The organism is Mesorhizobium sp. B2-1-3A (assembly GCF_006442655.1).
Classification (GTDB): Bacteria; Pseudomonadota; Alphaproteobacteria; order Rhizobiales; family Rhizobiaceae; genus Mesorhizobium.
Map to the genome: position 1 here is coordinate 233,632 of NZ_VFWK01000007.1, position 26,359 is coordinate 259,990.

Annotated in this window: 18 protein-coding genes; 7 read left to right on the forward strand and 11 right to left on the reverse strand. The window is 64.2% G+C overall.

Going from position 1 to position 26,359, the window contains the following annotated elements; translation table 11 throughout:
• Nucleotides 1-97: 97 nt before the first annotated feature.
• From FJ977_RS28290 to FJ977_RS28315, 6 genes are all read right to left on the reverse strand, one after another.
• Nucleotides 98-643, reverse strand: a complete 546-nt coding sequence (locus FJ977_RS28290) for a thioesterase family protein (protein ID WP_140775450.1) — start codon at nucleotides 641-643, stop codon at nucleotides 98-100.
• A 65-nt stretch (nucleotides 644-708) separates the two neighbouring features.
• Complete coding sequence (locus FJ977_RS28295; protein ID WP_140775451.1) at nucleotides 709-2,928, reverse strand: 3-hydroxyacyl-CoA dehydrogenase NAD-binding domain-containing protein; 2,220 nt, start codon at nucleotides 2,926-2,928, stop codon at nucleotides 709-711.
• Nucleotides 2,929-2,941: 13 nt separating this feature from the next.
• Complete coding sequence (locus FJ977_RS28300) at nucleotides 2,942-4,150, reverse strand: acetyl-CoA C-acetyltransferase (RefSeq protein ID WP_140775452.1); 1,209 nt, start codon at nucleotides 4,148-4,150, stop codon at nucleotides 2,942-2,944.
• Nucleotides 4,151-4,183: 33 nt separating this feature from the next.
• Nucleotides 4,184-5,353: an acyl-CoA dehydrogenase family protein gene (locus tag FJ977_RS28305; protein WP_140775642.1), complete on the reverse strand. Its 1,170-nt coding sequence runs from the start codon at nucleotides 5,351-5,353 to the stop codon at nucleotides 4,184-4,186.
• A 102-nt stretch (nucleotides 5,354-5,455) separates the two neighbouring features.
• Nucleotides 5,456-7,246 carry an acyl-CoA dehydrogenase gene (locus FJ977_RS28310; protein ID WP_140775453.1) on the reverse strand — a complete coding sequence of 597 codons (1,791 nt, stop codon included), beginning with the start codon at nucleotides 7,244-7,246 and terminating at the stop codon, nucleotides 5,456-5,458.
• A 274-nt stretch (nucleotides 7,247-7,520) separates the two neighbouring features.
• A complete protein-coding gene (locus FJ977_RS28315; protein WP_140775643.1) occupies nucleotides 7,521-7,982 on the reverse strand; it encodes a MerR family DNA-binding transcriptional regulator in 462 nt (153 codons plus the stop codon).
• A gap of 458 nt (nucleotides 7,983-8,440) precedes the next feature.
• On the opposite strand from FJ977_RS28315, the gene FJ977_RS28320 reads away from it, so the two are divergent.
• The 4 genes from FJ977_RS28320 (at nucleotide 8,441) to FJ977_RS28335 (ending at nucleotide 15,861) form a co-directional block, all read left to right on the forward strand.
• A complete protein-coding gene (locus FJ977_RS28320) occupies nucleotides 8,441-12,514 on the forward strand; it encodes a peptidoglycan-binding protein (RefSeq protein ID WP_140775454.1) in 4,074 nt (1,357 codons plus the stop codon).
• 192 nt (nucleotides 12,515-12,706) lie between these two features.
• Nucleotides 12,707-13,630 carry a sulfite exporter TauE/SafE family protein gene (locus FJ977_RS28325; protein ID WP_140775455.1) on the forward strand — a complete coding sequence of 308 codons (924 nt, stop codon included), beginning with the start codon at nucleotides 12,707-12,709 and terminating at the stop codon, nucleotides 13,628-13,630.
• Complete coding sequence (locus FJ977_RS28330) at nucleotides 13,630-14,421, forward strand: TIGR02186 family protein (RefSeq protein ID WP_056570014.1); 792 nt, start codon at nucleotides 13,630-13,632, stop codon at nucleotides 14,419-14,421. The genes FJ977_RS28325 and FJ977_RS28330 overlap by 1 nt, the downstream gene beginning before the upstream one ends.
• Before the next feature lie 174 nt (nucleotides 14,422-14,595).
• On the forward strand, nucleotides 14,596-15,861 hold the full coding sequence (locus tag FJ977_RS28335) for an Hsp70 family protein (RefSeq protein ID WP_140775456.1): 1,266 nt from the start codon (nucleotides 14,596-14,598) through the stop codon (nucleotides 15,859-15,861).
• Here the strand turns inward: FJ977_RS28335 and FJ977_RS28340 are convergent.
• A complete protein-coding gene (locus FJ977_RS28340; RefSeq protein ID WP_140775457.1) occupies nucleotides 15,853-16,755 on the reverse strand; it encodes a LysR family transcriptional regulator in 903 nt (300 codons plus the stop codon). The two genes, FJ977_RS28335 and FJ977_RS28340, sit on opposite strands and share 9 nt — an antisense overlap.
• Before the next feature lie 269 nt (nucleotides 16,756-17,024).
• Between FJ977_RS28340 and FJ977_RS28345 the strand changes: the two genes are divergently transcribed.
• From FJ977_RS28345 to FJ977_RS28355, 3 genes are read left to right on the forward strand one after another with little or no spacing between them, the layout of a single operon-like run.
• Nucleotides 17,025-19,955 (forward strand): molybdopterin oxidoreductase family protein, encoded by a 2,931-nt coding sequence (locus tag FJ977_RS28345; protein WP_140775458.1) that lies wholly within the window; start codon nucleotides 17,025-17,027, stop codon nucleotides 19,953-19,955.
• Nucleotides 19,952-20,686 (forward strand): 4Fe-4S dicluster domain-containing protein, encoded by a 735-nt coding sequence (locus FJ977_RS28350; protein ID WP_140775459.1) that lies wholly within the window; start codon nucleotides 19,952-19,954, stop codon nucleotides 20,684-20,686. Before FJ977_RS28345 ends, FJ977_RS28350 begins: the two co-directional genes overlap by 4 nt.
• 5 nt (nucleotides 20,687-20,691) lie before the next feature.
• A complete protein-coding gene (locus FJ977_RS28355; RefSeq protein ID WP_140775460.1) occupies nucleotides 20,692-21,627 on the forward strand; it encodes a dimethyl sulfoxide reductase anchor subunit family protein in 936 nt (311 codons plus the stop codon).
• 3 nt (nucleotides 21,628-21,630) lie between these two features.
• Here FJ977_RS28355 and pdeM read toward each other — a convergent pair whose 3' ends face one another.
• From pdeM to FJ977_RS28375, 4 genes are all read right to left on the reverse strand, one after another.
• Nucleotides 21,631-22,347, reverse strand: coding sequence for a ligase-associated DNA damage response endonuclease PdeM (pdeM, locus tag FJ977_RS28360; protein ID WP_140775461.1), 717 nt, complete (start codon nucleotides 22,345-22,347; stop codon nucleotides 21,631-21,633).
• Nucleotides 22,344-24,878: a ligase-associated DNA damage response DEXH box helicase gene (locus FJ977_RS28365; RefSeq protein ID WP_140775462.1), complete on the reverse strand. Its 2,535-nt coding sequence runs from the start codon at nucleotides 24,876-24,878 to the stop codon at nucleotides 22,344-22,346. The genes pdeM and FJ977_RS28365 overlap by 4 nt, the downstream gene beginning before the upstream one ends.
• 226 nt (nucleotides 24,879-25,104) lie before the next feature.
• A complete protein-coding gene (locus FJ977_RS28370) occupies nucleotides 25,105-25,965 on the reverse strand; it encodes an NlpC/P60 family protein (RefSeq protein ID WP_140775463.1) in 861 nt (286 codons plus the stop codon).
• Between the two features lie 27 nt (nucleotides 25,966-25,992).
• On the reverse strand, nucleotides 25,993-26,343 hold the full coding sequence (locus FJ977_RS28375) for a MarR family winged helix-turn-helix transcriptional regulator (RefSeq protein ID WP_027054488.1): 351 nt from the start codon (nucleotides 26,341-26,343) through the stop codon (nucleotides 25,993-25,995).
• Nucleotides 26,344-26,359 lie beyond the last annotated feature (16 nt).

A 26,359-nucleotide genomic window follows, 5' to 3' on the forward strand; every position in this document is an offset into this window, starting at 1 on the left:
ATGCCTGTTCGTTCTAGTCCGCTACGGTCGCTTTGTCCACCAGCACCGCTCACACGGCACACATTCGTTTCTACCCTGGACATTGGGATTCCCGGGGTCAACTGGCCGCCTTGGCCAGGGCACGCAAACCCTGGTGCGACGCCATGAAAATCCGTTCCGCCTCCGTTGGCTGTCGTGGATCGACTGTGCGACCAAGAGCTGAAACAACCTCGGCAATGTCGAGGAAGCGGCGAGCCTTGCGGTCATAGACGCCGGCGGTCGTCAGGATCAAAGCGGCCGTCTCGCCATTGTCGAGGACGAAACGATGCTTGCCGATGACCTGGCTGCCTTCCCAGGTTTCGATCGACGACACCACTTCGAAGCGGCGCCACAGCCTGATCTCGCGGGCGTAGACCGCCTGCAGCCCGCCCATCATCGGTGCCCAGCCGTTCTTGCGCGCCAGCGTGATCAGTCCGGCGCGCACGAACAGATCGATGCGGCCGAGATCGGCCAGCATCATGTAGCGCGCATTGTTGAGATGGATGTTGAAATCGATGTCGGCCGGCAGGCAGCGAAAGGCCAGCCGGCCTTCACCGCCCATCACATAGGGGCCACGGCTTCGCGCCGTGGCCAGCATGCGCGCCATACGCGCCCAGACATACATTACAGCGCCGCGCGTCCTGTTGGACGCGCAAAGGACGCTGTAACACCTTCGACTCTACCCATGTGTCAGGCGGCTTGCTTCACGTCACCCTTTGCGTAGGGGTCGAAGCGTTCGTAGAAGGTCTCGCCCTTCTCGGCCATGTCGATGAGAAGCTTGGGCGCCTTGAATTCGGCGCCATACTTCTTCTGCAGTCCCTTGGCGATCTTGACGAAACGCTTGGCGCCGATGTCGTCGATATAGGACAGTGCGCCGCCGGTATAGGGCGCGAAGCCGAAGGCCAGGATCGACCCAACATCGGCCTCGCGCGGGTCTGTGACGATGCCCTCTTCCATCACCCGTGCCGCTTCCAGCGCGATGGTGACGAGCAGCCGCTGCTGCAGTTCCTCGTAATCGACTTTCTCGGGCTCGAGCTGCGGATAGAGGTCCTTCAACCCCGGCCACAGCTTCTTCTTGGCGGGCTTGGCCGGATAGTCATAGAAGCCCTTGCCGTTCTTGCGGCCGAAACGGCCATGGTCGTCGACCATGGTGTTGATCAGCGCCATCTGCTTGTGGTCGACGGCCTTGTCGCCGAGATCCCTGATGGTCTGCTTCATGATCTTCTGGGCAAGGTCGATCGCCGTCTCGTCGGTCAGCGCCAGGGGACCGACCGGCATGCCGGCGGCCTTTGCCGCATTCTCGATCATCGGCGCGGGCACGCCCTCGATCAGCATCTTGTAGGCTTCCGACATGTAGCGCAGCACGCAGCGATTGACGTAGAAGCCGCGCGTATCGTTGACGACGATCGGCGTCTTCTTGATGGCACGGACGAAATCGATCGCTGTCGCCAGCGCCTTGTCACCGGTCTTCTTGCCCAAGATGATCTCGACCAGCATCATCTTGTCGACCGGCGAGAAGAAGTGGATGCCGACGAAATTCTTCGGCCGCGCCGAATTCTTGGCCAGCGAGGTGATCGGGATGGTCGAGGTGTTGGAGGCGAAGATCGCCGACGACTTCAGCACGGCCTCCGCCTGTTCGGTGGCAGCCTTCTTGACGGCGGAATCCTCGAACACCGCCTCGACGACGAGGTCGCAACCGGCAAGGTCGGCATAGTCGGCCGTGGGCGTGATCAGCGACAGGAGCTTGTCCTTCTCCTCCGGCTTGGCGCGACCCTTCTTGACTTGATCCGAGACCAGGCTGTCGGAATGCGCCTTGCCCTTCTGAGCGGACTCGATATCGCGGTCGAGCAGCACCACCGGGATGCCGGCCTTGGCCGTGACATAGGCGATGCCGGCGCCCATGAAGCCGGCGCCGAGAATGCCGATCTTCTTGAATTTGGTTTCCGGCACGCCGGCCGGGCGGCGCGCGCCCTTGTTCAGTTCCTGCAGCGACACGAACAGCGAGCGGATCATCGCCGCCGCTTCCCTGGTCCGCATGATCTCGGTGAAATAGCGCTGCTCGATCCTGAGCGCGGTGTCGAACGGCACCAGCAGGCCTTCATAGACGCATTTCAGGATGGCGGCGGCGGCCGGGTAGTTGCCATAGGTCTCGCGACGCAGGATGGCGATGGCCGGCGGCCAGAGATTGAAGCCGGCCGGCGAATAGATCTGGCCGCCGGGCAGCTTGAAGCCCTTTTCGTCCCAGGGCTGGACGGCTTTCAGTCCGTTCCTGATCATGGCCTTTGCAGTCTCGACCAGTTTGGCCGGCTCGGCGATCTCGTGGATCAGGCCCATGGCCTTCGCCTTCTGCGGCGACAGATTCTGGCCGGAGGTCAGCATCTGCAAAGCCTGCTGCTGATCGGTCAGCCGCGGCACGCGCTGGGTCCCGCCGGCACCGGGGAAGATGCCGACCTTGACTTCCGGCAAGGCCATCCTGACCTTGTCTGAATCAGCGGCGACGCGACCGTGGCAGGCCAGCGACAATTCGAAAGCGCCGCCCATGCAGGTGCCGTTGATCGCCGATACCCAGGGCTTGCCTGATGTTTCGAGCTTGCGCCACAGGCCGCCCATGCGGCCGGCATTGTCGAACAGCAGCTTTGCCGCCTTCTCCGGATCCTTGTCTTTCTCCTTGGCAAAGACCGCCAGCATCTTCTGGAGCATGGTGAGATCGGCACCGCCGGAGAAGCTGTCCTTGCCCGAGGTGATCACCGCACCCTTGATGCCGGCATCGGCCACCACCTGGTCGATGATCTTGTCCAGTTCGCCCATCACCTCCTCGGTGAACACGTTCATCGAGCGGTCCGGCATGTTCCAGGTGACGAGCGCAATGCCGTCAGCGTCGGTGTCGAGGGTGAAATTGATGTAGCTCATTGTTCTCTCCCCGTCAGACGCGTTCGATGATCGTTGCGGTGCCCATGCCGGCGCCGATGCACAGCGTCACCAGCGCGGTGTTGAGATCGCGGCGTTCGAGTTCGTCCAGCACCGTGCCCAAGATCATCGCGCCGGTGGCGCCGAGCGGATGGCCCATGGCAATGGCGCCGCCATTGACGTTGATCTTGTCGTGCGGGATGTCGAAGGCCTGCATGTAGCGCAGCACCACCGAGGCGAAGGCCTCGTTGAGCTCGAAGAGGTCGATGTCCGACAGCTTCATCTTGGCGCGCTTCAGGAGCTTCTCGGTGACGTCGACCGGGCCGGTCAGCATCAGCACCGGCTCGGAACCGATATTGGCGAAGGTGCGGATGCGCGCGCGGGGCTTGAGGCCCATGGATTTCCCGGCCTTCTTCGAGCCGAGCAGCACGGCGGCGGCACCATCGACGATGCCGGACGAGTTGCCGGCATGGTGGACGTGGTTGACCTCTTCCACCTCGGGGTGCTTCTGCACCGCGACCGCGTCGAAGCCACCCATTTCGCCGGGTATGACGAAGGACGGGTTGAGCGATGCGAGCGACTGCATGTCGGTCGAAGGCCGCATGTGCTCGTCATGGTCGAGAATGGTCAGGCCGTTCTGGTCCTTGATCGGGATGACCGAATTCTTGAAGCGGCCGTCGGCCCAGGACTTGGCGGCGCGCTTCTGGCTCTCGACCGCATAGGCGTCGACGTCGTCGCGCGAGAAACCGTATTTGGTGGCGATCAGGTCGGCCGAGATGCCTTGCGGCACGAACCAGCCGGGCAGGCCGACCGACGGGTCCATGAACCAGGCGCCGCCGGAGGCGCCCATGCCGACGCGCGACATGGATTCGACACCACCGGCGATGACGATCTCATCGGCGCCCTGCGCGATCTTGGCGGCGCCGAAATTGATCGCGTCGAGACCCGAGGCGCAGAAGCGCGAGATCTGCATGCCAGGCGCCTTGGTGTCGTAGCCGGCCTCGAAGGCGGCGGCGCGCGGAATGACCGAACCCGCCTCGCCAACCGGATCGACGCAGCCGAAGATGATGTCGTCGACCGTACCGGTGTCGAGCCCATTGCGGTCGCGCAACGCCTCGAGCGTCTTGGCGGCAAGCCGCACCGCCGGCACTTCGTGCAGCGATCCGTCCTTCTTGCCCTTGCCGCGCGGCGTGCGCACGGCGTCATAGACATAAGCCTCAGCCATTATCTTGCTCCTTGGGTTTGCCGGTCGCCACGCTCAGAGAGAGCGTCCGATCAGCAATTTCATGATCTCGTTGGTGCCGCCGTAGATGCGCTGGACGCGAGCGTCGCGGAACATGCGGGCGATCGGATATTCATTCATGTAGCCATAGCCGCCATGCAATTGAAGGCATTCGTCGACGACTTTTCCCTGCAGGTCGGAGAGCCAGTACTTCGCCATCGAGGCCGTCACCGGGTCGAGACCGCCATTGATGTGGCGGGTGACGCAATCATTGTAGAAGACGCGGCCGATGGTCGCCTCGGTCTTGAGCTCGGCCAGCTTGAACTGGGTGTTCTGGAAGTCGATGATCGCCTTGCCGAAGGCCTTGCGTTCCTTGACGTAATCGATGGTCAACGCCAGCGCCCGCTCGATCATGGCGATGGCGCCGGTGCCGATCTGCAACCGCTCCTGCGGCAATTGCTGCATCAGCTGGATGAAGCCCTGCCCTTCCTCGTGGCCGAGCAAATTGGAGGTCGGCACGCGCACGTCGTTGAAGAACAGTTCCGACGTGTCGTTGGCCTTCAGGCCGATCTTGTCGAGGTTGCGGCCGCGCTCGAAACCCTCGACCTCGTCGGTCTCGACGACGATCAGGGAGGTGCCCTTGGCGCCCTTTTCCGGATCGGTCTTGGTGACGACGATGATGAAGTTGGCGAGCTGGCCGTTGGTGATGAAGGTCTTGGAGCCGTTGATCCTGTACTGGTTGCCGTCTTTCTGCGCCCGCGTCTTGACGCCCTGCAGGTCGGAGCCGGCGCCAGGCTCGGTCATGGCGATGGCGCCGATCAGCTCGCCGGTGGCGAGCTTCGGCAGCCACTTCTTCTTCTGCTCCTCGGAGCCGTAGTGAAGGATGTAGGGCGCGACGATCGAATTGTGCAGGCCGATGCCGAAACCGTCGACGCCGACATGGCCGATGGCCTCGATGATGGCGCTCTCATGCGCGAAGGTGCCGCCGGAGCCGCCATATTCCTCCGGCATCGAGGCACAAAGCAGGCCGGCGGCACCCGCCTTCAGCCAGCTCTCGCGGTCGACCATTTCGTTCTTCTCGAACTCGTCGTAGCGCGGCGCGATCTCCTCCGCCATGAAGCGGGTTGCCATGTCGTAGAGCATGCCGACCTCGTCCGCCGCCCAGGTGGGCTTGGGAAGGCCAAGTATTTCGGCGGGGTTGGTCATGTGGATATGGTACTCCTCCCAGAGCGCATCGTCAGAGTTGAGGTCGGCGCACGTCACGCGGGCCTCAACCGACCCTCCCCTCAAGGGAGAGGGCGACCATCTTTAGAACGCTTCCGCGGGCAGGGCCATCAGCGTGTCCGCGCCACTCGAAATACGGGCGAGATGGGCCGACGTCTCCGGCATGATCCGCTCCATGAAGAAGCGCGCCGTCACCACCTTGTTGTCATAGAAGGACTGGGTGCCGTTGGCGCCGGTCTTGCCCTGTGCCACCTTGGCCATCTGCGCCCACATGTAGCCCAGCGCGACAAGGCCGAAGAGATGCATGTAGTCGGTCGAGGCCGCACCGGCATTGTCGGGCTTGGCCATGCCGTTCTGCACCAGCCACATGGTTGCCGCCTGCAGGTCGTTGAGGCCCTTCTTCAGTCCCTTGGTGAACGGCGCCATCTTCTCGTCGGCGCGGTTTTCCTCGCAGAATTCGCCGACCTCCTTGAAGAAGGCCTGGATGGCGCGGCCGCCGTTCAGGCGGAGCTTACGGCCGACGAGGTCGAGCGCCTGGATGCCGTTGGCGCCTTCATAGATCATGGCGATGCGGGCATCGCGCACGAACTGGCTCATGCCGTGCTCTTCGATATAGCCGTGACCGCCGAACACCTGCTGGGCCATCACCGCATGGTCGAAACCCTTGTCGGTGAGCACGCCCTTGACCACCGGCGTCATCAGCCCAGTGTAATCGTCAGCGGCCTGGCGGTCCTTGTCGTCGGCGGAGCGATGCGCGATGTCGGACTTGATCGCCGTCCACAACGCCAGCGCGCGGCCAGCCTCGTTGAAGGCCTTCATGGTCATCAGCGAGCGGCGGATGTCGGGATGGACGATGATCGGGTCGGCCTTCTTGTCCGGCGCCTTGGCGCCTGACAGCGAACGGCCCTGCAAGCGGTCCTTGGCGTAGGCGACGGCGTTCTGGTAGGCAATCTCCGACAGCGACAGGCCCTGCAGGCCGACGCCGAGGCGGGCTTCGTTCATCATCGTGAACATCGCCTTGAGGCCACCATTCTCCTCGCCGAGCAGCGTGCCTTCGGCCTCGTCATAGTTCATGACGCAGGTCGAATTGCCATGGATGCCCATCTTCTCCTCGATCGAGCCGCAGGAGAGCGTGTTCTTCTCGCCCGGATTGCCCGAAGCATCGAGCTTGAGCTTCGGCACGATGAACAGCGAAATGCCCTTCACACCTTCCGGCGCGCCCTCGATGCGGGCCAGCACCAGATGGACGATGTTGTCCGACATGTCGTGCTCGCCGGCCGAGATGAAAATCTTCTGGCCTGATATCCTGTAGGTGCCATTGCCGTTCGGCACCGCCTTGGTGCGCAGCAGGCCGAGATCGGTGCCGCAATGCGGCTCGGTGAGGTTCATGGTGCCGGTCCAGGAACCCTCGACCATCCTGGGCAGCCAGGTCGCCTTCTGCTCGTCGGTGCCGTGGGTGATGATCGCGGCGATCGCGCCTTGCGTCAGGCCCGGATACATCATCAGCGCCATGTTGGCCGAGACCATGTACTCGGAGACCGCCTGGTGCACCATGTAGGGCAGCCCCTGGCCGCCGAACTCGACCGGTGCGGCCAGCCCCATCCAGCCACCCTCGCGATACTGGTCGAAGGCCTCCTTGAAGCCTTTCGGCGTCGTCACCGAGCCGTCGTCGTGACGCACACAGCCTTCCATGTCGCCGACGCGGTTGAGCGGATGCATGACATTTTCGGCGAGCTTGGCGCCCTCGGCGAGGATCGCCTCCAGAACGTCGGGCGTGGCGTCGGCAAATCCGGGAAGGTTGGAATAGCGCTGATAGCCCAGCACCTCGTTGAGTACGAACAGCGTATCCTGAACCGGAGCCCTGTATGTCGGCATGCTTCTTCTCCACCCTGCGGACCTGGTCCGAAAGCTCCCGAATTCATGTCAGGCAGCATGCGGACCCGTGTTGAAGCCGGGATAGCAAAAATTGACGTTTGCGTAAACGTCAATTTTTTCGATGCGACAAGATTGCCGCCCTAGCCAAGCTTGGTGAGCCTAGCGGCGCAACATCGTGCGGGCCAGCGGAGAGATAAGAGAGGCAGATGCACAAAGCGAAAAAGCCGCGTGGCAGAGCCACGCGGCTTGATCGTGCCGGAACCGGCAGCTTTGTCTAGCTCGCGACGCTCGCCTGCGGCGGCGTGCGCTCGGTCAACATCTGGCGCACCGCCGACATCGAGCCGGAGAGCTCGTTGATGGCGTCGTCGATCAGCGCCCGCTGCTTCTGCAGGCGGGCAAGCTGCTTCTCCGACTTGTCCAGCGCCAGCCGCAGCTGCTTGGTGTTGGAACCGGTCGGATCATAGAGGTCCATCATCTGCTTGACGTCGCGCAGCGAGAACCCGACCTTGCGGCCAAGCAGGATCAGCTTCAGCCGGGCCCTGTCGCGGCGTGTGTAGAGACGGGTCGAACCGTCGCGCTGCGGGTTGAGCAGGCCCTTGTCTTCGTAGAAACGCAGCGTGCGCAGCGTCACGCCGTATTTCTTGGCCATTTCGCCGATGCGGACGAGATCCTCACCGGCTTCGACAGATATATTATTGGTATTGGCGGCGGTCTCGCCGGCCGAGATAAGCTTCATGGTCACTGGCTTTCCCCGTCTGGTGGCGTCGCGGTCCTGGACCATGCGTCGCCTGACTGGAAGCGGGGGCGTGCTTCCGGCCGTGGTTTCGACAAACAAAATCGCAAACAGCACACTCAAATGCGCCTTTTACGTTTACGTCAATTCTATACCGATAGCCGCCTCATGACGCAAGGGGCGTTCTATGACGGTGCTTTTTGCCGCACCGCGGGCAGCGACAGCCAACTTCTTGCAACTTCTTAAGCTTGGTTAACGCGTTGTTTACCACGTTGAGGGAAATGTGGGCGCGTCGGCTACCCGTGTTTATCCTGTATCGAATTTTTCACGGTTTTTCGGAGCGCGGGTGAACCCCCGGGAAGCTTGTCTTCCACCGTGGCATGGAAGCGCGGTCGCCTTCGTTCCGGCAGGGACTTGGGGAGCTGGCCGCAAGCCGGCCAATCTGAAAGACGGACGCACCGATGAACAGCAAGCGGTCCTACCTCGATACACTCAACGCCGGCAGGCAGCGCAGGCCGCAGACCACGCTCGAGCAGCTGAACCGCTCGCTGGAGACGCTGGAGCAGCGATTGGGGCAGACCCGCGAGGAGGTGACGGCACGTCCGGCTCCGCGCCAATACGGCGCCGACCCGCGCTATCCCGCCACGGACCCCCGCTACCCCGCCGCGCAGCCAACGAGCCAGCAACGCTGGTACGAGGATCCGCAACCGGCACCACGCCCGCAGAGCCCGGCGCCAGCCCCTTCATTCGACCAGAATTACCAAGCCATCGCCCGCGACATCGACCGTGTGCGCGGCCAGGAAGACAGTGTCGCCATGGTCGGCAAGATCGCCGGCGAACTGCGCGGCATGCGCGAGGAACTGCGCCACCAGATGACGGCAGGCCTGCAGCGCGAATTCGATGCGCTGCGCAAGGATATCGACCGCGCCTTCCAGGCGAACGCCAAGCCCGGCGCGGCAGGCAAGGGCAGCGCCGAACTCGGCGTCGAGTTCGAACGGCTTTCCGGCGCCATCAAGTCGCTGTCGGAGAAGAGCGACGACAGAAGCGTCAATCTGCTGCGGCTGGAGCTCGAGCAGGTCAAGGCAGCGCTCGACACGCTGGCGCGTGAAGAGAGCGTGCAGAAGGTCGACCGCCGCTGGGACGAGTTCGACCGCCGTTGGACGGCTTTCGAAGACCGCGTTGACGCCGACCAGCGCAAACGTTCCGACGATCCCGCCCTTGCGGCGCTGACCGACCGGCTGGAGCAGATCAGCAACGCCGTCAACAACCTGCCGGAATCGCTGTCGTTGCGCTCGCTCGAGGAAAAGGTCCGTACGCTGGCCGGCGCTGTCGATCACTTCGCCAGCCAGCAGCAGGACAATCGCGGCGGTGACACGCTTGCCATGATCGACGAGCGGCTGGACGAGATCTCCCGCGCCATCGTTGCCTCGACCGTCGCGGCACAGGCCAATTCGGTCGACCACGAAGCCTTCGACCGCATCGAGAAGCGCATCGACTCGCTCGCCCGGCAGATCGAGGAAGTGGCACAGGATCGCCCAGGCGACGCGGTCATGGATCGGCTGGGCACGCTATCGAGCCGGGTCGACGAACTTGCCGGCCGCGCCAACCTTCCCGAACAGGCGATGGAACGGCTGGCCAAGCAGATCACGCTCATCGCCGACAAGATCGACCAGGCGCCGGCCATGCCCGACGCCGACTACATCTTCCAGGGGCTCGAGCAGCGCTTCGACGTGCTGTCCGGCATGATGGAACGCCGGCAGGGCGACGCCATCGAACAGGGCAACATGCTGTTTCGCGATCTCGAGCGACGCTTGGACGAGGTTGCCGACCGGCTCGACCAGCGCATCGTGCCGCAAATCGACAGCGCCGGCATCATGGAAGCCATCGACGCACGCTTCACCGCGCTCGCCACGCGCATGGAGACGCGCGTTCCCGATCCGGCCGGCGAAGCGGCGATCCGTGGTCTGGAAAGCCGGCTCGAGGACATTTCCAGCCGGCTCGACGCATCGGCGGCCCAGGTGGCCGGCATCGATCCGGCGCTGATCCGCAGCCTGGAAGCGCAGGTCGCCGGCCTGTCCGCCCATCTTTCCAGGCCGAGCACCCCGCTGCCGGAATTCGAGGACATCAGCCCGCGTCTCGACGAAATCGAGAAGGCGCTGGCCGGCACCCGTGATTCCATCCTCGGCGCGGCACGCGAAGCGGCCGAGAACGCGGTGCGTTCGCTGGCCGGGTCGAGCGCCAACACGACTGCCGTTTCCGGCCTCGCCCAGGACCTGAAGACGCTGGAAACACTGACGCGGCGTTCCGACGAGCGCAATTCGAGAACGTTTGAAGCCATCCATGACACATTGCTCAAGATCGTCGACAGGCTTGGTTCGCTGGAGACCAGCGAACCGTCCGAGGCGGTAAGCGAGCTTCTGGACACGCGATCGGACGAAGCGGTCGGCAAGCGCCGCACGCGGACCGCCAAGATGGCTGTCGAGGCACCGTCCCTGGATATCGACGAGCCGATGCCGCTGACCGGCGACATGGCCGACCTCGACGGCCGCGCCGCCGCCATATTGCGCAACGAGCACGGTGCGCGCGGCGACCTGGGCACGCGTGGCGACCTGGGTACGCGTGGCGACCTGGGTACGCGCACGCCGGCGGAGGCCGCCGCGGCTGCCGCCATCGCAGCCCTCGGGTCCGACACCATCGCCGAGAAAGACCAGCCGGCAGGCCGCAAATCGATGTTCGGCGGGCTGGCACGCGCCTTCAAGGGCAAGAAGGCGGCTGATATTCCGCCACTGGCCGGCTCGGCGCCGAGCAGCGATATCCCGAGTGTCGATCTCGACGAGCCCCTCGACCCGAAAGTGGCCAATCGCCCGCTGGAGCCCGGCTCCGGTGCGCCTGACCTCAATGCCATCATGAAGCGGGTGCGCGACGAGCGTGGTCAGCCGGCCAAGCTCAGCGAAGGCGACGCCGCGAAATCGGACTTCATCGCGGCAGCACGGCGCGCGGCCCAGGCCGCCGCGGCCGAGGCCGACGCATTGAAGCGCCAATCGACGATGAAGGGACCGGTGAAGGCACTCAGGATCGGCGACCTGCTCAAGGCGCGGCGCAAGCCGATCCTGATGGCGGCGGCCGCGATCATGCTGGCGCTTGCCGGCCTGCAGCTCGGCAAGGCGTTTTTCTCGGATCCCGCCCAGGTGGCAAACAACGACGCGGCACCGATCGTCGCCGCGAAGCCTGTGCAAACGGCGTCCGTCGACACGACGAGCCAGCCGAAGGCGGAAGCCCGGTCGACCGCAACGGACAGCGCGCCGGCCCGCGCCGTCAGGCAGGCCGAACCATCCGCGTCCGCGACCAAGGACGACATGGTGACGCAGACCGCCCTGGCGATGCCGTCAGACATGGATGCAATGGCGGATACAGCGCCGGTTGCGGCGCCCGCGGCTTCGGCCGCATCTTCCGGCCTCGGCGCTGCCGCCTCCGACGCGATGGCTCCGGCACCAGCCGCGCCCGTTGCCGTGACCCCGGATGCGACGGCGTCAGTGCCGACCGCCATCACCGGCGGCGCGCAAGCGACGGATAGCGATGCCCAACCGGCCGCGGCTGCCCCGACGGCTGCCAACGAGGCCACGTCCAAACTCACCACCGGTGCCGTTGCGCCAACGGATGCACCGGCAGCCGCGACCAAGTTCGACATTCCGGCCGATGCCGGCCCGGTCGCACTACGCGATGCCGCCGCCAATGGCGACGCCAAGGCGCTGTTCGAGATCGGCTCGCGCTACGCCGAGTCGCGCGGCGTCAAGGAAGACATGGCGGCAGCGGCCAAATGGTACGAGAAGTCGGCTGAACTCGGCTTCGCGCCGGCCGAATACCGCATCGGCAATTTCTACGAGAAGGGCATCGGCGTCGCGCGCGACATCAAGAAGTCGAAGACCTGGTACCAACTGGCCGCCGAACAGGGCAACGCCAGCGCCATGCACAATCTGGCCGTGCTGTTCGCCATGGCCGCCGATGGCGTGACCGACAATGAATCGGCCGCGCACTGGTTCCAGGAGGCAGCCGACCTCGGCGTCAAGGACAGCCAGTTCAATCTTGGCATCCTCGCCGCCAAGGGCGTCGGCATGAAGCAGAACCTCGAGGAATCCTACAAATGGTTCGCGCTCGTCGCCAAGACCGGCGACAAGGACGCGGCCGCCAAGCGCGACGAGATTGCCAACGCGCTGCGGCCCGAGCAGCTCGAGCGGGCGCGCGCCGCGACCGAATTGTGGAAGGCCAAGCCGCTCAACGCGGCATCCAATTCGGCCGACATTCCCGAGTCCTGGCAGGAAGCTACGCCGCAGACGACCGCCGGCATCGACATGAAGAAGGCGGTCAAGAACATCCAGCTCATCCTCAACAAGAACGGCTATGATGCCGGCGGCGCCGACGGCGTCATGGGCGACAAGACCAAGAACGCGATCATCGCTTTCCAGACCGACAACAAGCTGCCGGCGACCGGCGCCGTCGACGAGAAACTGGTCCGCGCGCTGCTGGCGCGCAAATAACAGAACAAGCGTCGTTTCCACGACGCTCTTGCCATACATTTGCCTGTTAACTGCTTGAGATATTTTTTGTTTCGGCGTGGCGGCGGGGTTTGACCCTGCCGCCACGTCGGCGCAAGGAAAAATTGGCTTTTCGGTGCGAGACTGCTCACAACGGCTGTATTCGCCGACAGGCAAACTGATCGAGACTGACGGGTGGGCATCTATCTCCCGATTGCGGAAATTTCCGTCAACGTCTTCGTGCTGCTGGCCATGGGCGCGGCGGTGGGCTTCCTGTCGGGCATGTTCGGCGTCGGTGGCGGGTTCCTCATCACGCCACTCCTGATTTTCTACAACATTCCCCCGGCGATCGCGGTTGCCACGGGCGCCAACCAGGTCATCGCCTCTTCCGTCTCCGGCGTCCTTTCTCACATGAAGCGAGGCACGCTCGACTTCAAGCTCGGCGGCGTGCTTCTGGCCGGCGGCATCGTCGGCTCCACCGCCGGCATCTACGTCTTCGCCTTCCTGCGCCGGCTTGGCCAGCTCGACCTGTTCATCTCGCTGCTTTATGTCGTGCTGCTCGGCACGGTCGGCGGACTGATGCTGGTCGAAAGCATCAATGCACTGCGTGCCACACGCAGCGGCGCCGCCCCGGTGCTGAAGAAATCCGGCCAGCACAACTGGATCCACCGGCTGCCGCTGAAGATGCGCTTCAGGGCGTCGAAGCTGTTCGTCAGCGTCATTCCAGTGCTTGGCCTTGGCGCCGGTATCGGCTTCCTGTCGTCGATCATGGGCGTCGGCGGCGGCTTCATCATGGTGCCGGCGCTGATCTATCTGCTCAAGGTGCCGACCAATGTCGTTATCGGCACCTCGCTGTTCCAGATCATCTTCACGTCCGCCTATACAACGCTGGTCCATGCCACCACCAACCAGACGGTCGATGTCGTGCTGGCCTTCCTGCTGATGGCGGGTGGCGTGGCCGGCGCGCAATATGGCGCCAAGGCCGGCCAGAGGCTGCGCGGCGAGCAACTCAGGGCATTGCTGGCCTTGCTGGTGCTGGCCGTGGCGATCAGGCTCGCCATCGATCTCTTCGTCACCCCGCCCAATCTCTATTCGCTGTCCAGCGTGGGCCTCAACTGATGACGGGCCCGAAAGCGTTCGCAGCCGCCATCCTCCTGTCACTGCTTGCGGCCGCTGCACCGGCGAAGGCGCAGTCGCCGCTGCCGGAAGGCATCCAGATCGGGCTCTCCACCGACAATGTCTCGATCACCGCCGGCTTTTCCGGCGCCGACCTGACCATCTTCGGCTCGCTGGAAAATCCCGACCCGCTTATAGCCCGTCAGAACCGCTACGATGTCATCGTCGTGCTCGAAGGCCCGCCGCGACCGGTGGTGGTGCGCCGCAAGGACCGGGTGCTTGGCGTGTGGGTCAATCTCGATTCCGAAACATTCGAAAACGTGCCGATGTCCTATTCGGTGGCGACGACGCGGCCGCTGCAGGACATCACCGAACCGAACAGCTACAAGCAGCTGTCGCTCGGCGCCTCCAACCTCTATATGCAGCCCGCCGACGCCGGCGACAGTCCGGCGACGATCCAGGAATTCACCGCGGCATTGCGCGAACGCAAGGCCGCGACCGGCCTCTACAGCGAAAATGTCGGCGGCGTGCAGTTCCTGTCGCAGAACCTGTTCCGCGCCACCGTCAGGCTGGCGCCGAATGTGCCGGTCGGCACCCACAAGGCGCGCGCCTTCCTGTTCAGGAGCGGCCTGTTCATCAAGGAGAGCTCGGCCCAGCTCGAAATCCGCAAGTCCGGCTTCGAGCAGTCGATCTTCCGGGTCGCCCACGACTACTCCTTCCTCTATGGCGTCTTCGCCATATCGCTGGCCATGCTGACGGGCTGGCTCGGCAGGCTCGTCTTCCGCAAGGACTGAGCATCCCAAAGGGGGTTTCCCTTTCCCGCCTCATGCTATAGACCGCACCTCCCCGCCCACCGGGCAAGCACGCACAATTCAATTCGGCAAAGTGGTTCGGTCGCCCGAAACCGCAGCGCACGCTTCTCCTGCGAGCGCCGATCCACTGCCTGGCGCCAATGACAGGAGGCCGCCTTGCGACCAGCATTCGCCGGTATCGACTTCGGCACTTCCAACTCCACTGTCGGCGTGGTCCGCAACGGGCAACCTTGCCTCGTCACGCTTGAGGACGGCCAGGTCACGCTGCCGAGTGCCGTGTTCTTCAATTTCGAGGATGGCCGCATCTTCTTTGGTCGCCAGGCGATCGCCAACTACACCGACAGCGTGGAAGGCCGGCTGATGCGTTCGCTGAAGAGTGTGCTCGGCAGCTCGCTGGCGCATGAAAAGACACGCATCAAGGCGCGCTCGATCGGCTTCATGGAGATCATCGGCCTGTTCCTCGGACATCTCAGGAAAAGGCTGGAGGAGGATGGCGGCGACCAGGTGGAAACCGTGGTGCTCGGCCGCCCGGTGCAGTTCGTCGACGACGACGCGCAAGCCGACGCCAATGCCCAGAGCGACCTGGAAAAGGCCGCGCACGCGCAGGGCTTCAAGCACATCGCCTTCCAGTTCGAGCCGATCGCGGCGGCGCTCGACTATGAGCAGAGGGTGATGCGCGAGGAGCTGGCGCTGATCATCGACATGGGCGGCGGCACGTCGGATTTCTCGGTCGTGCGCGTCTCGCCGGAGCGCGCCCGATCCCCGGACCGCAAGGACGACATCCTGGCCAGCCGGGGTGTCCATATCGGCGGTACGGATTTCGACCGGCTGCTCAGCATCGCCCATGTCATGCCGCAGCTCGGCTATCTCTCCCCGACCAAGGACGGCAAACGCAATCTGCCGGCCAGCTATTTCATCGATCTCGCGACATGGCAGCGCATCAACCTGGTCTACACCGCCAAGGCGATGACACATCTGCGCCAGATCCGCTACGAGGCCGCGCGCGCCGATCTGGTCGACCGCTTCATCCACATCGTCGAGCACCGCTACGGGCACGCGCTGGCGGCATTGGTCGAAAAGGCCAAGATCGAGCTGACCGACCGGTCATCGGCGGAAGTCGCGGTGAGGCTATCCGACGTGGAGTTCGCCGCCGAGATCACGCGCAACGGGCTGGACGCCACGATCGCCAGGGACATCGAGCGCGTTACCGCAACGGTGGCTGAGACCATCCGCGACGCGCAGGTCAGACCGTCCGACATCACGGCGGTGTTCCTGACCGGCGGCTCGACCGCGATCCCGCTGGCAAGACGGGAAATCCTGTCACTGGTGCCGCACGCTTCCGTCATCGACGGCGACATGTTCGGCTCGGTCGGGCTTGGCCTGGCTCTGGACGCCCAGCGCAAGTTCGGCGGATCAGGCTGAACTGCTCCCCGCAGGTTCGGCGCCGAGATGCGCCTTCAGCGCCATCTGGGCCAGGCTTGCCTGCCGATCGCGGTGCGTAATCATGGCGAAGTCGCGCTTGGGTAGTTCAATCGGCACGGCTCTCAGACTGCCCTCAGCCACGGCGCGTCCGACGACGAGTTCCGAAATGATGGTGGCGCCGGCACCCGCCTCCACCGCCTGGCGGACGGCTTCGTTGCTGGGCAGCACCAGGAATATCTGCAGATCGGCAAGCGAAATCCCCTCGCGCCGCGCCAGGTCCTCCAGCACCTCGCGCGTGCCCGAACCGCCCTCGCGAATGATCCAGCGCAAGCCCCTGATATCCGGACGGCCCGGCGCGATTTCGGTAATCTCTGGATGTGAGGCGGCAACCACCAGCATCAGCCGGTCGGTATCGACCTTGGCGCGGCGCAATATGTCGGACTCGGTACGCCCCTCGACCAGGCCGAGATCTGCGGTTCCATCCAGCACACTGGCCTCGACCTGCCTTGTGTTGCCGATGCTGACACTCAGCCGCACCGCCGGATAGGCCTCGTGGAAAGACGCCAGCCGGCGCGGCAGCCAGTAGCTGGCGATGGTCAGGCTGGCGGCGATCGAGAGACTGCCGGCAACCGTCTGCGAGACATGCTCCAGCACATTGCGCGCGGCGGCGGCTCGCTCCAGCACGGCCTTGGCCTCCGGCAGGAACCGGTGACCAGTCTGGGCAAGCTCGATGTTGCGGCCGACGCGGTTGAACAGATGGACGCCGTGCTGCTCTTCAAGCGCGCGAATGGCGGCCGATGCCGCCGACTGGGAAATGCCCAAAAGCTCCGCCGCCTTGGTCATGTGGCCGCGCTCGGCGACGGCGACGAAAATGCGCAACTGATCCAGGGTCATGGACGCATTAAGAACCAATATCGATCGAATTTACAAGAACAACTGATTAGACGGATCGATAGCTTTATTCTACTTTTTTGGGCGAAGTTAGAAAAAATTGGCCTACAGGTCGCAGCGAATAAAATGATCGGGCGGTTCAGATCCCTGCTTGCCCATTGGGCTCGTGGCATAAGGCGGCGGCTGGCCGGCGATCGCTATCATCCGGAAGAACACTATATGCGCGGCCCCGGGCCGAAGACGCGGGCCAAGTCCGGGGATACCGCCGGATCATGAGCCCCAGACCGCCGCGCGGCGCGAATTCGGCACCATCGCAACGCCCGCTTGCCGACACACGCGCGCCTGATGAAGGTGACGGTGTCGACACATCGCCTGGCATTTCCGACAGCATCGCCAAGACCACCTGCTACATGTGCGCCTGCCGCTGCGGCATCGACGTGCACATCAAGGACGGCAAGGTCCGCTACATCAACGGCAACAAGGACCATCCGGTCAATCGCGGCGTGATCTGCGGCAAGGGCAGTTCCGGCATCATGCAGCACTACAGCCCGGCCCGGCTGAAGAAGCCATTGCTGCGCACTGGCCCGCGCGGCTCCGGCGAGTTTCGCGAGATCGAGTGGGAAGAGGCGTTCGCGATCGCCACCGAACGGCTGTCCGCCATCCGCCGGACCGATCCGAAAAAACTCGCCTTCTTCACCGGCCGCGACCAGTCGCAATCCTTGACCGGTTGGTGGGCGAGCCAGTTCGGCACGCCGAATTTCGCCGCCCATGGTGGATTCTGTTCGGTCAACATGGCGGCAGGCGGCCTTTACTCGATCGGCGGCTCGTTCTGGGAGTTCGGCGAGCCCGACTGGGACAACACGCGATATTTCATGCTGTTCGGCGTCGCCGAGGATCATGATTCCAACCCGATCAAGATCGGCCTCGGCAAACTCAAGGCGCGCGGCGCCAAGGTGGTTTCGATCAATCCGTGCCGGACCGGCTACAATGCGATCGCCGACGACTGGATCGGCATCCGGCCCGGCACCGACGGACTGTTCGTCTTCGCGCTCATCCACGAACTGCTGAAGGCTGGCCGCGTCGATCTCGATTATTTGCTGCGCTACACCAACGCCCATATCCTCGTCGTGCAGGAGCCCGGCGTCGCCGACGACGGGCTGTTCGTCAGGGATGCCGACGGCAATCCGTTGGCCTGGGACAGGGTTGCGAATACCTCCGTCAGGGCAACCGACCCGGAGGCGAAGCCGGCGCTGACAGGCAGCTTCGAGGTCGGGGGCCGCCGCTGTACGCCGGTGTTCCAGCTGATTGCCGACCGCTATCTCCATGACAGCTATGCGCCCGATGCGGTCGCCGAGCGTTGCGGCATTGCCGCCGATACGATCCGCCGGATCGCCGCCGAACTCGCCCATGTCGCCTTCGAACAGACGATCGAACTGCCGGTGGCCTGGACCGACTGGGCCGGGCGGCGGCACGAAACGATCAAGGGTCGGCCGGTTTCGATGCATGCCATGCGCGGTATATCAGCCCATTCGAACGGTTTTCACACCTGCCGCGCCATCCACCTGCTGCAAGTGCTGCTGGGCACGGTGGACGTTCCCGGCGGCTTCCGCTTCAAGCCGCCCTACCCCAAATCGGCGCCGCCTGGCCCGAAACCCGCCGGCAAGACCGTCAAGCCGATGACCCCGCTCGACGGCATGCCGCTCGGCTTTGTCTGTGGGCCGGACGATCTGCTGGTCGATGAGGCCGGCACGCCGCTTCGCATCGACAAGGCCTATTCCTGGGACGCTCCGCTGGCGGCACACGGACTGATGCACACCGTCATCCGCAACGCCTGGACCGGCGACCCGTATCCGATCGACACGCTGATGATGTACATGTCGAACATGGCCTGGAATTCCTCGATGAACACCGTCGAGACGATTGCCATGCTGACCGACCATGACGGGGCCGGGAACTACAAGATCCCCTTCATCATCTATTCCGACGCCTATTATTCCGAGACCGTGCCGTTCGCGGATCTGGTGCTGCCCGACACCACCTATCTCGAACGCCATGACTGCATCAGCCTGCTCGACCGGCCGATCAGCCACGCCGACGGGCCGGGCGACGCCATCCGCCATCCCGTCGTCGAACCGGACCGCGACGTCAGGCCGTTCCAGTCGGTGCTGATCGAGTTGGGTGCGCGGCTGGGACTCCCCGGCTTCGTCAATAACGACGGAGCGGCCAAATATGCCGACTATGCCGACTACATCGTCAACCACGAGCGCACGCCCGGCACCGGTCCGCTGGCCGGCTGGCGCGGCAAGGACGGGACGTCAATCGGCAGGGGCGAGGCCAATCCGGACCAGTTGCAGCGCTACATCGACAATGGCGGCTTCTGGCATCACGACTTTGCCGACGACCAGCGCTACTACAAGATGGCCAACCGCTCCTATCTCGATTTCGCGGTGCAGATGGGTTTTATCCCCAAGGCCGAGCCGATCGTTTTCCAGCTCTATTCCGAGCCGTTGCAACGCTTCCGCCTCGCCGCGCGTGGCCATGGCCGTGTCCAGCCGCCGGAGGGCGAACGTCAGCGCATCGAGACCTACATGGACCCGCTGCCGTTCTGGTACATGCCCTTCGAGGAAGCGGCCGTCGACCTCGAGAAATATCCGCTGCATGCGCTGACGCAGCGGCCGATGCACATGTATCATTCCTGGGGCTCGCAAAATGCCTGGCTGCGGCAGATCACCAGCCAGAACCGGCTGTTCGTGCATCACCGGACCGGCGCCGGCCTCGGTCTCGTCGATGACGACTGGGTCTGGATCGAGAGCATCAACGGCAGGGTGAAGGGGCAGATCAAGCTGATCGACGGGGTGAACGAAAGCACGGTCTGGACCTGGAACGCGATCGGCAAGCGGCGCGGCAGCTGGGGCCTCAGGGATGATGCGGCCGAGAGCAATCGCGGCTTCCTGCTCAATCATGTCATCGGCGACCAGACCTCGGCCAACGCGCAGGGCAAGCGCTACTCCAACTCCGATCCGGTGACCGGCCAGGCCGCGTGGTTCGACCTGCGCGTGCGCATCGCCAGATGCGCTGATGAGGAAGCCGGCTTCACCGAGCCGCAATTCGAGCGATTCCACCAGCCGCCGCATTTCGAGCCCTCGTCCGACAAGCTGACTTTCGGCGCCGAATTTCGCCGGGCAAGAGTGGCCGCGGAATGACCTGCCTTCCCTCTCATACGGACAAGAAGCTCGGCCTCGTCATCGATCTCGATACCTGTGTCGGCTGCCAGGCCTGCGTCACTGCCTGCAAGGAATGGAACACCGGCGGCCACATGGCGCCGCTGACCGATATCGACCCCTATGGCGGCCATGTCGACGGGGTATGGTTCAACCGTGTGCACAGCTACGAGCACACCACCGAGATGGGCGGTCGCACGGTGAATTTTCCGCGCTCCTGCCTGCATTGCGAGACGCCGGCCTGTGTCACCGTCTGCCCGACCGGGGCCTCCTACAAGCGGGCGTCGGACGGCATCGTGCTGATCGACGAGGACAAGTGCATCGGCTGCAAATTGTGCAGCTGGGCCTGCCCCTATGGCGCGCGCGAGTTCGACACCGATGTCGGCGTCATGAAGAAATGCACGCTCTGCGTCGACCGCATCTACAACGACAATCTGGCTGAGGAAGACCGCGTGCCGGCCTGCGTCGCCGCCTGCCCGACAAGCGCGCGGCACTTCGGCGATCTCGGCGATCCCCAGTCAGCCGTCTCGCAGCTGGTGGCGGAGCGCGGCGGGGTCGACCTGATGCCTGAGTTGGGGTACCACCCGACCAACAAGTACCTGCCCCCGCGCGCGCATACGCAGCGCGCCGCATCGGTCACTGCTCCCGCGCTGGAGCCGGTGCGGGCCGAAGGCGGTTTCCTCGGCTGGGTCGACCGCATGCTTTCGAACTGACATCCATGCATCCAGCCGTCTCCGTTGTCTTCTTCACCACCGCCACGGGTGCCGGCTACGGCCTGCTCGCGCCGCTTGGCGTGCTCGGTGGGCTCCAGATCATCCCGCCCGATTTCTGGCTTGGCCTCGTCGGCCTGGCGCTGGCGCTCGGCCTGGTCGCGGCGGGACTGTTGTCCTCGACCGGTCATCTCGGCAGACCCGAGCGCGCCTGGCGGGCGTTCTCGCAGTGGCGCAGTTCCTGGCTGTCGCGCGAGGGCGTGTCGTCGGTCATCACCTTCATCCCGGCGGGACTGTTCGGCATCGGCTGGGTGTTCTTGGGCCACACCGATGGTTGGGTGGCCATTGCCGGATTGCTGGCCGCCATCGGCGCGATCGTCACCGTCTGCACCACTGGGATGATCTATGCGTCGCTGAAGCCGATTGCCCAGTGGCACAGCCGCTACACCTTGCCGGCCTATCTGATCTTCGCGACCATGACCGGCAGCGTTCTGTTGAACGCGCTGCTGCAAGGCTTCGGCGTCGGCTCAAGAGCCATGCTTGCGCTGTCGATGCTTGCCACTCTTGCCGGCTGGGGCTGGAAGCTCGCGACCTGGCGCTACAATGACCGGCTCGAGATCCCAACCACCGCCAACACCGCGACCGGTCTGGCCGGCGGGACGGTGCGGTCACTGGAATGGCCGCATACCGAGGAAAACTACCTGCTCAAGGAAATGGGCTTTCGTATCGCGCGCAAGCACAGCGCGAAGCTGCGCCGGATCACGCAGTTGCTGGCCTTCGCCCTGCCGGTCCTGCTGCTCACCGCCACCTTCGCCCTGCCCTGGCCCTTTGCGGCGGTGTCTTCAGGGCTCGCTGCAATCATCCAGTTCACCGGCATGCTGGTCGAGCGCTGGCTGTTCTTCGCCGAAGCGAAGCACACGGTCACCCTTTACTACGGACGTTGACAGTCAGCCCGGCCGCAACATCGAACCGGAAATGGCGAAGATGCGCTGGGTGCCAAGCATGTAAGCCATTAGCGTTTCCAGCCGGAACAGTCCGGCATAGGCGCGGTCGAGCACATTGAGCGAACCGGTATAAGCGCCGAAGGCCGGCATGATCATGCGGCCGCCATCGCCGGCAAAGCAACGCCTGCGCACCGAGCGGCCTTGTTGCACGATCCGCGCGCAAGGGTGGAGATGGCCTGATACCTCGCCCTCGACGCGCAGCTTGGACGGTTCATGCCGGAACAGCAGCGAGCCTATGGCCAGTTCCCGCACGGTTTCACCAGGTAGATCGGCCGGCGCTTCCGGATCATGATTACCGGCGACCCAGAACCAGTCGCGGCCTGCCATCAGCGCTTCCAGCCGCTCGCGAAAGCTTGCATGCATGCGCTCGGCGCCACCGCCATCATGGAAGCTATCGCCCAGGCTGATGACGATCGACGGCTGGTAGTCCGATATGACCGCCTGCAGCCGCAGCAAGGTCGCGCCGGTGTCATAGGGCGGGATCAGCGTGCCGCGCCTTGCCAGCGACGACCCTTTTTCCAGATGCAGGTCGGACACGGCCAGAAGCCCGAGTTCCGGAAAATAGAGCACGCCACGCGGATCGCAGACCGCACGTTCGCCGGCGATACCGACAAGGTCGGCCTCGCCAATCAGCGATGTACGCGCCAGCGAAAAGTTCATTCCTCTACCATTCCCGGCCCCATGGCCTCCTCGACCAGTGTCGCCGCATCCATCAACAGGGTTTCGTCGGCTTCGCCGTTCACCGGCATCTTGCCGATCTCGAGCATGATGGGCACGGCGAGTGGCGAAATCTGCTCCAGATTCTTATGCATGATTCGACCCTGGATGCGCGAGAGCATGTCGGCAAGTCTGCTGACATCGAGCAAACCGGCCGCCGCATCGGCGCGTGTCGCCTGAAGCAGTATATGGTCCGGTTCGTGGCTGCGCAGCACGTCGTAGATGAGGTCAGTCGACACGGTGACCTGGCGGCCGCTTTTCTCCTGACCCGGATGGCGTTTCTCGATCAGTCCCGAAATCAGCGCGCAGTTGCGGAAGGTGCGCTTGAGAAGCCAGCTGTCGGCCAGCCAGGCTTCGAGATCGTCGCCCAGCATGTCCTGGTCGAACAGTGCACCGAGCGACGGTTTTCGAGCTTTGAACATCGCGCCCATGTCACCCAGCGACCATATGGCCAGCGCATAGTCGGTGGCGACGAAGCCGAGCGGCCTGGCGCCTGCCCTGTCGAGGCGGCGGGTGAGCAACATGCCGAGCGTCTGGTGGGCCAGCCTGCCCTCGAAGGGATAGGCGACCAGATAATGGCGGTTGCCGCGCGGAAAGGTCTCGATCAGCAGATCATCGCGTTTGGGCAGCACCGACTTGTCGGCCTGGAATCGCAGCCAGTCGGCCACCTGCTCGGGCAGCTTCTTCCAGCGCTGCGGATCGTCCAGCATGATGCGGACCTGTTCGGCGAGATAGGTCGAAAGCGGAAACTTGCCACCTCCATAGTAGGGCACCTTGGCATCGCTGCCGGGCGCGTTCGACACGAAGCATTCGTTCTCGCGAATGCCTTCGAAGCGCAGCACCTTGCCGGCGAACATGAAGGTGTCGCCATGCGTCAGCGTTTCGAGGAAGGCCTCCTCGATCTTGCCGAGGACGCTGCCGCCGCGCGTAGCCGAGCCTTTGCTGCCAGCCTTGACGTAGCGCACGTTGAGCGCCGGCACTTCGATGATGGTGCCGACATTGAGCCTGTATTGCTGGGCAACGCGCGGGTTGGAAACCCGCCATAGGCCATCCTTGTTCAGGCGTATCCGGGCGTAACGCTCATAGTTCTTCAGCGCGTAGCCGCCGGTGGCGACGAAATCGATGACGCGGTCGAAGGTCGGCCGATCGAGGCTGGCATAGGGTGCCGCCATTCGCACTTCCTCGAACAGATCATCGGCGCGGAAGGGTGCGCCGCAGGCGCAGCCGAGCACATGTTGGGCCAGCACATCGAGGCCGCCATCGACCAGCGGCGGTGTATCCTGCGCACCGAGATAGTTGGCGTCGAGCGCGGCCCGGCATTCCAGCACCTCGAAGCGATTGGCCGGAATGAGGATCGCCTTTGACGGTTCGTCCATGCGGTGGTTGGCGCGGCCGATGCGCTGCGCCAGCCGGCTCGCCCCCTTCGGCGCGCCGACATGCACGACCAGATCGACATCACCCCAGTCGATGCCGAGATCGAGCGTCGAGGTGGCGACGATGGCACGCAGCGCGTTCTCGCCCATCGCCTTCTCCACGCGCCGGCGCTGGGCGACATCGAGTGAGCCGTGATGAAGCGCGATCGGCAAGGTGTCCTCGTTGACACGCCACAATTCCTGGAACAGCAGTTCCGCCTGGCTGCGGGTGTTGACGAACAGCAGCGTGGTCTTGTGGCGCTTGATCTCGCGATAAATCTCCGGCGTGGCGTAGCGGGCCGAATGCCCTGCCCACGGCACGCGCTCTTCGGAATCGAGGATGGAGATCTCAGGTTTCGCGCCACCCGTGACGACGATCAATTCGGACATGTCGCCGGGTGGATTCTGGCTGACCAGCCAGCGTCGCAGTTCGTCCGGTTCGGCCACCGTCGCCGACAGGCCGATTGTCTGCAGCCCGGGCACAAAGCTGCGCAGCCGCGCCAGGCCGAGCGCCAGCAGATGGCCGCGTTTCGACGTCACCAGCGAATGCAATTCGTCGAGCACGACATAGCGCAGGTCCTCGAAGAAGCGCCTGGCATCGCCGGCCGCGATCAGCAATGCGAGTTGCTCGGGCGTGGTCAGCAGAATGTCAGGCGGCACCAGCTTCTGCCGCTGGCGCTTGTGCGACGGCGTGTCGCCGGTGCGTGTCTCGATGCTGATCGGCAACCCGATCTCCTCGACCGGCTTGCCGAGATTGCGCTCGATGTCGACGGCCAGCGCCTTGAGCGGCGAGATGTAGAGCGTGTGTATGCCGCGATGCGCCTGCCCCGGCTTTCGCCTTGGCCTGACGGCCAGTTCGGTCAGCGAGGGCAGGAAGCCGGCCAGCGTCTTGCCAGCCCCGGTCGGCGCGATCAGCAGCACCGATTGCCCGCTTTGAGCCTTCGCCAACAATTCGATCTGATGGGCGCGCGGCGACCAGCCCTTCTCTGCGAACCATCTGAGGAATGGCTCGGGCAGGGCCACAGTGGCATTCTGTTCGGCAAGGCGCGGCTCAACTGTCACGCGCCAGAGGTAGCGCGGCCACGGGCAATCGCCAAGGGAAATCGGAACAAAAGGGGATCGCATCAACTCTTCCTTCCCCCCTTGTGGGGTAAGGTGGATCGGCGCGGAGCGCCGAGACGGATGAGGGGTGTTCCAGGGATCGCCAACGTCTCACTCCGCTGGAACACCCCTCATCCGTCGCCTTCGGCGACACCTTCTCCCACAAGGGGAGAAGGAAGAACCCGCACTAAGGCCGCCGAAACCCCGTCGGGCCGCCATAGAGATAACCGATGCGAGCGATGGCATCCTTGAGCCCTTCGCGCGAGACCAGCATGGTGTGGCCATTGGCATGGATCATGGTCTCGGCATCGGTCATGAGCGCGACATGACCTTTCCAGAAGACGAGGTCGCCCCGCCGCAATCCGGCATGGTCCGGCCCCGGATCGAGCGGCTCGCCGATGCTTGCCGCCTGCATGTCGGAATCGCGCAGCACGTCCCGGCCGGCCATGCGCATCGCCAGTTGCACGAGGCCCGAACAATCAATGCCGAAGCCGGACGCGCCACCCCAAAGATACGGTGTCCCAAGAAAGGTCTCGGCCACCGCGACATAGTCGGCCGCAACTTCGCCGATTGGCCGCAAATGGCCCGCGATGATCGCCTCGCCAGAGGGCAGGACGGCATAATGCGTGCCGCGCGTTTCGGCGCTCCCCGCCACGGTCACCGTCGATCCCATTGATAGTCGTCCCGCGATCGGAAAGCGCAGATCCGCACCGGGGTAGAGGAAGGTGCGGGGCACCGAGACGATATGGGTGGGCGCGTGGTCCCGTCCGCCCAGCATGGTTGCGTCGACGTAGCCGACATAGCCATCGCGTTCGGCCTGGATCCAGGCCCAGCCTTCGGCATCCTCGAAAACCAGCACATCGTCGCCAAACAGGGCTTGTGTGTTGATGCCCGCATCCGCCCTAGGCGCCTTGCGGATATCGGCCACCGAGGCCGAAATCCGCGCCGGCCGGCCGGCGACGAAGCGATCGGCGGCGACCTCGCCCTTCAGCCTTGCGTCGGCGAGGTCGGAACGGAAAGCATGAAGGCGGGCATCCCTGGCGGTCAAATCGGCAATCCGGCAAATGGCTAGTGGTCAGATGGGCAGTTCATGCGCCCTGGCAATGATACCATCGCCAAAGCGCTCGACAAAGAGCGCGCCCTCGACCGTTCGCTTGATCAGGACATTGCGCTTGTCGAGTTCGTCGCGATGGCGCGAGACCAGCTTCAGCGCGCCCATCGTGTCGAGCGCGCGCGTGATGACCGGCTTGGTGACGTTGAGGCGAGCAGCGAGCCCACGCACCGTGTGCGGCGGCGGATCGAGATAGATTGTGAACAGGATCGCCGTCTGGCGCATGGTCAGGTCGGGTTCGTCGTCGCGCACCTGCGACAGCATCACTTGCTGCCACAGTCGCAAGGCCTGGCTCGGGCGCATCGCAATCGACATCGCACAAGCATGACGC

Coding starts and splice junctions, on each gene's coding strand:
- FJ977_RS28315 (WP_140775643.1), bottom strand. CDS start 7,982: ATGAAGCTTATCTCGGCCGGCGAGACCGCCGCCAATACCAATAATATA.
- pdeM (WP_140775461.1), bottom strand. CDS start 22,347: ATGAACTTTTCGCTGGCGCGTACATCGCTGATTGGCGAGGCCGACCTT.
- FJ977_RS28310 (WP_140775453.1), bottom strand. CDS start 7,246: ATGCCGACATACAGGGCTCCGGTTCAGGATACGCTGTTCGTACTCAAC.
- FJ977_RS28295 (WP_140775451.1), bottom strand. CDS start 2,928: ATGAGCTACATCAATTTCACCCTCGACACCGACGCTGACGGCATTGCG.
- FJ977_RS28320 (WP_140775454.1), top strand. CDS start 8,441: ATGAACAGCAAGCGGTCCTACCTCGATACACTCAACGCCGGCAGGCAG.
- FJ977_RS28290 (WP_140775450.1), bottom strand. CDS start 643: ATGTATGTCTGGGCGCGTATGGCGCGCATGCTGGCCACGGCGCGAAGC.
- FJ977_RS28340 (WP_140775457.1), bottom strand. CDS start 16,755: ATGACCCTGGATCAGTTGCGCATTTTCGTCGCCGTCGCCGAGCGCGGC.
- FJ977_RS28330 (WP_056570014.1), top strand. CDS start 13,630: ATGACGGGCCCGAAAGCGTTCGCAGCCGCCATCCTCCTGTCACTGCTT.
- FJ977_RS28350 (WP_140775459.1), top strand. CDS start 19,952: ATGACCTGCCTTCCCTCTCATACGGACAAGAAGCTCGGCCTCGTCATC.
- FJ977_RS28300 (WP_140775452.1), bottom strand. CDS start 4,150: ATGGCTGAGGCTTATGTCTATGACGCCGTGCGCACGCCGCGCGGCAAG.
- FJ977_RS28355 (WP_140775460.1), top strand. CDS start 20,692: ATGCATCCAGCCGTCTCCGTTGTCTTCTTCACCACCGCCACGGGTGCC.
- FJ977_RS28345 (WP_140775458.1), top strand. CDS start 17,025: ATGAGCCCCAGACCGCCGCGCGGCGCGAATTCGGCACCATCGCAACGC.
- FJ977_RS28375 (WP_027054488.1), bottom strand. CDS start 26,343: ATGTCGATTGCGATGCGCCCGAGCCAGGCCTTGCGACTGTGGCAGCAA.
- FJ977_RS28305 (WP_140775642.1), bottom strand. CDS start 5,353: ATGACCAACCCCGCCGAAATACTTGGCCTTCCCAAGCCCACCTGGGCG.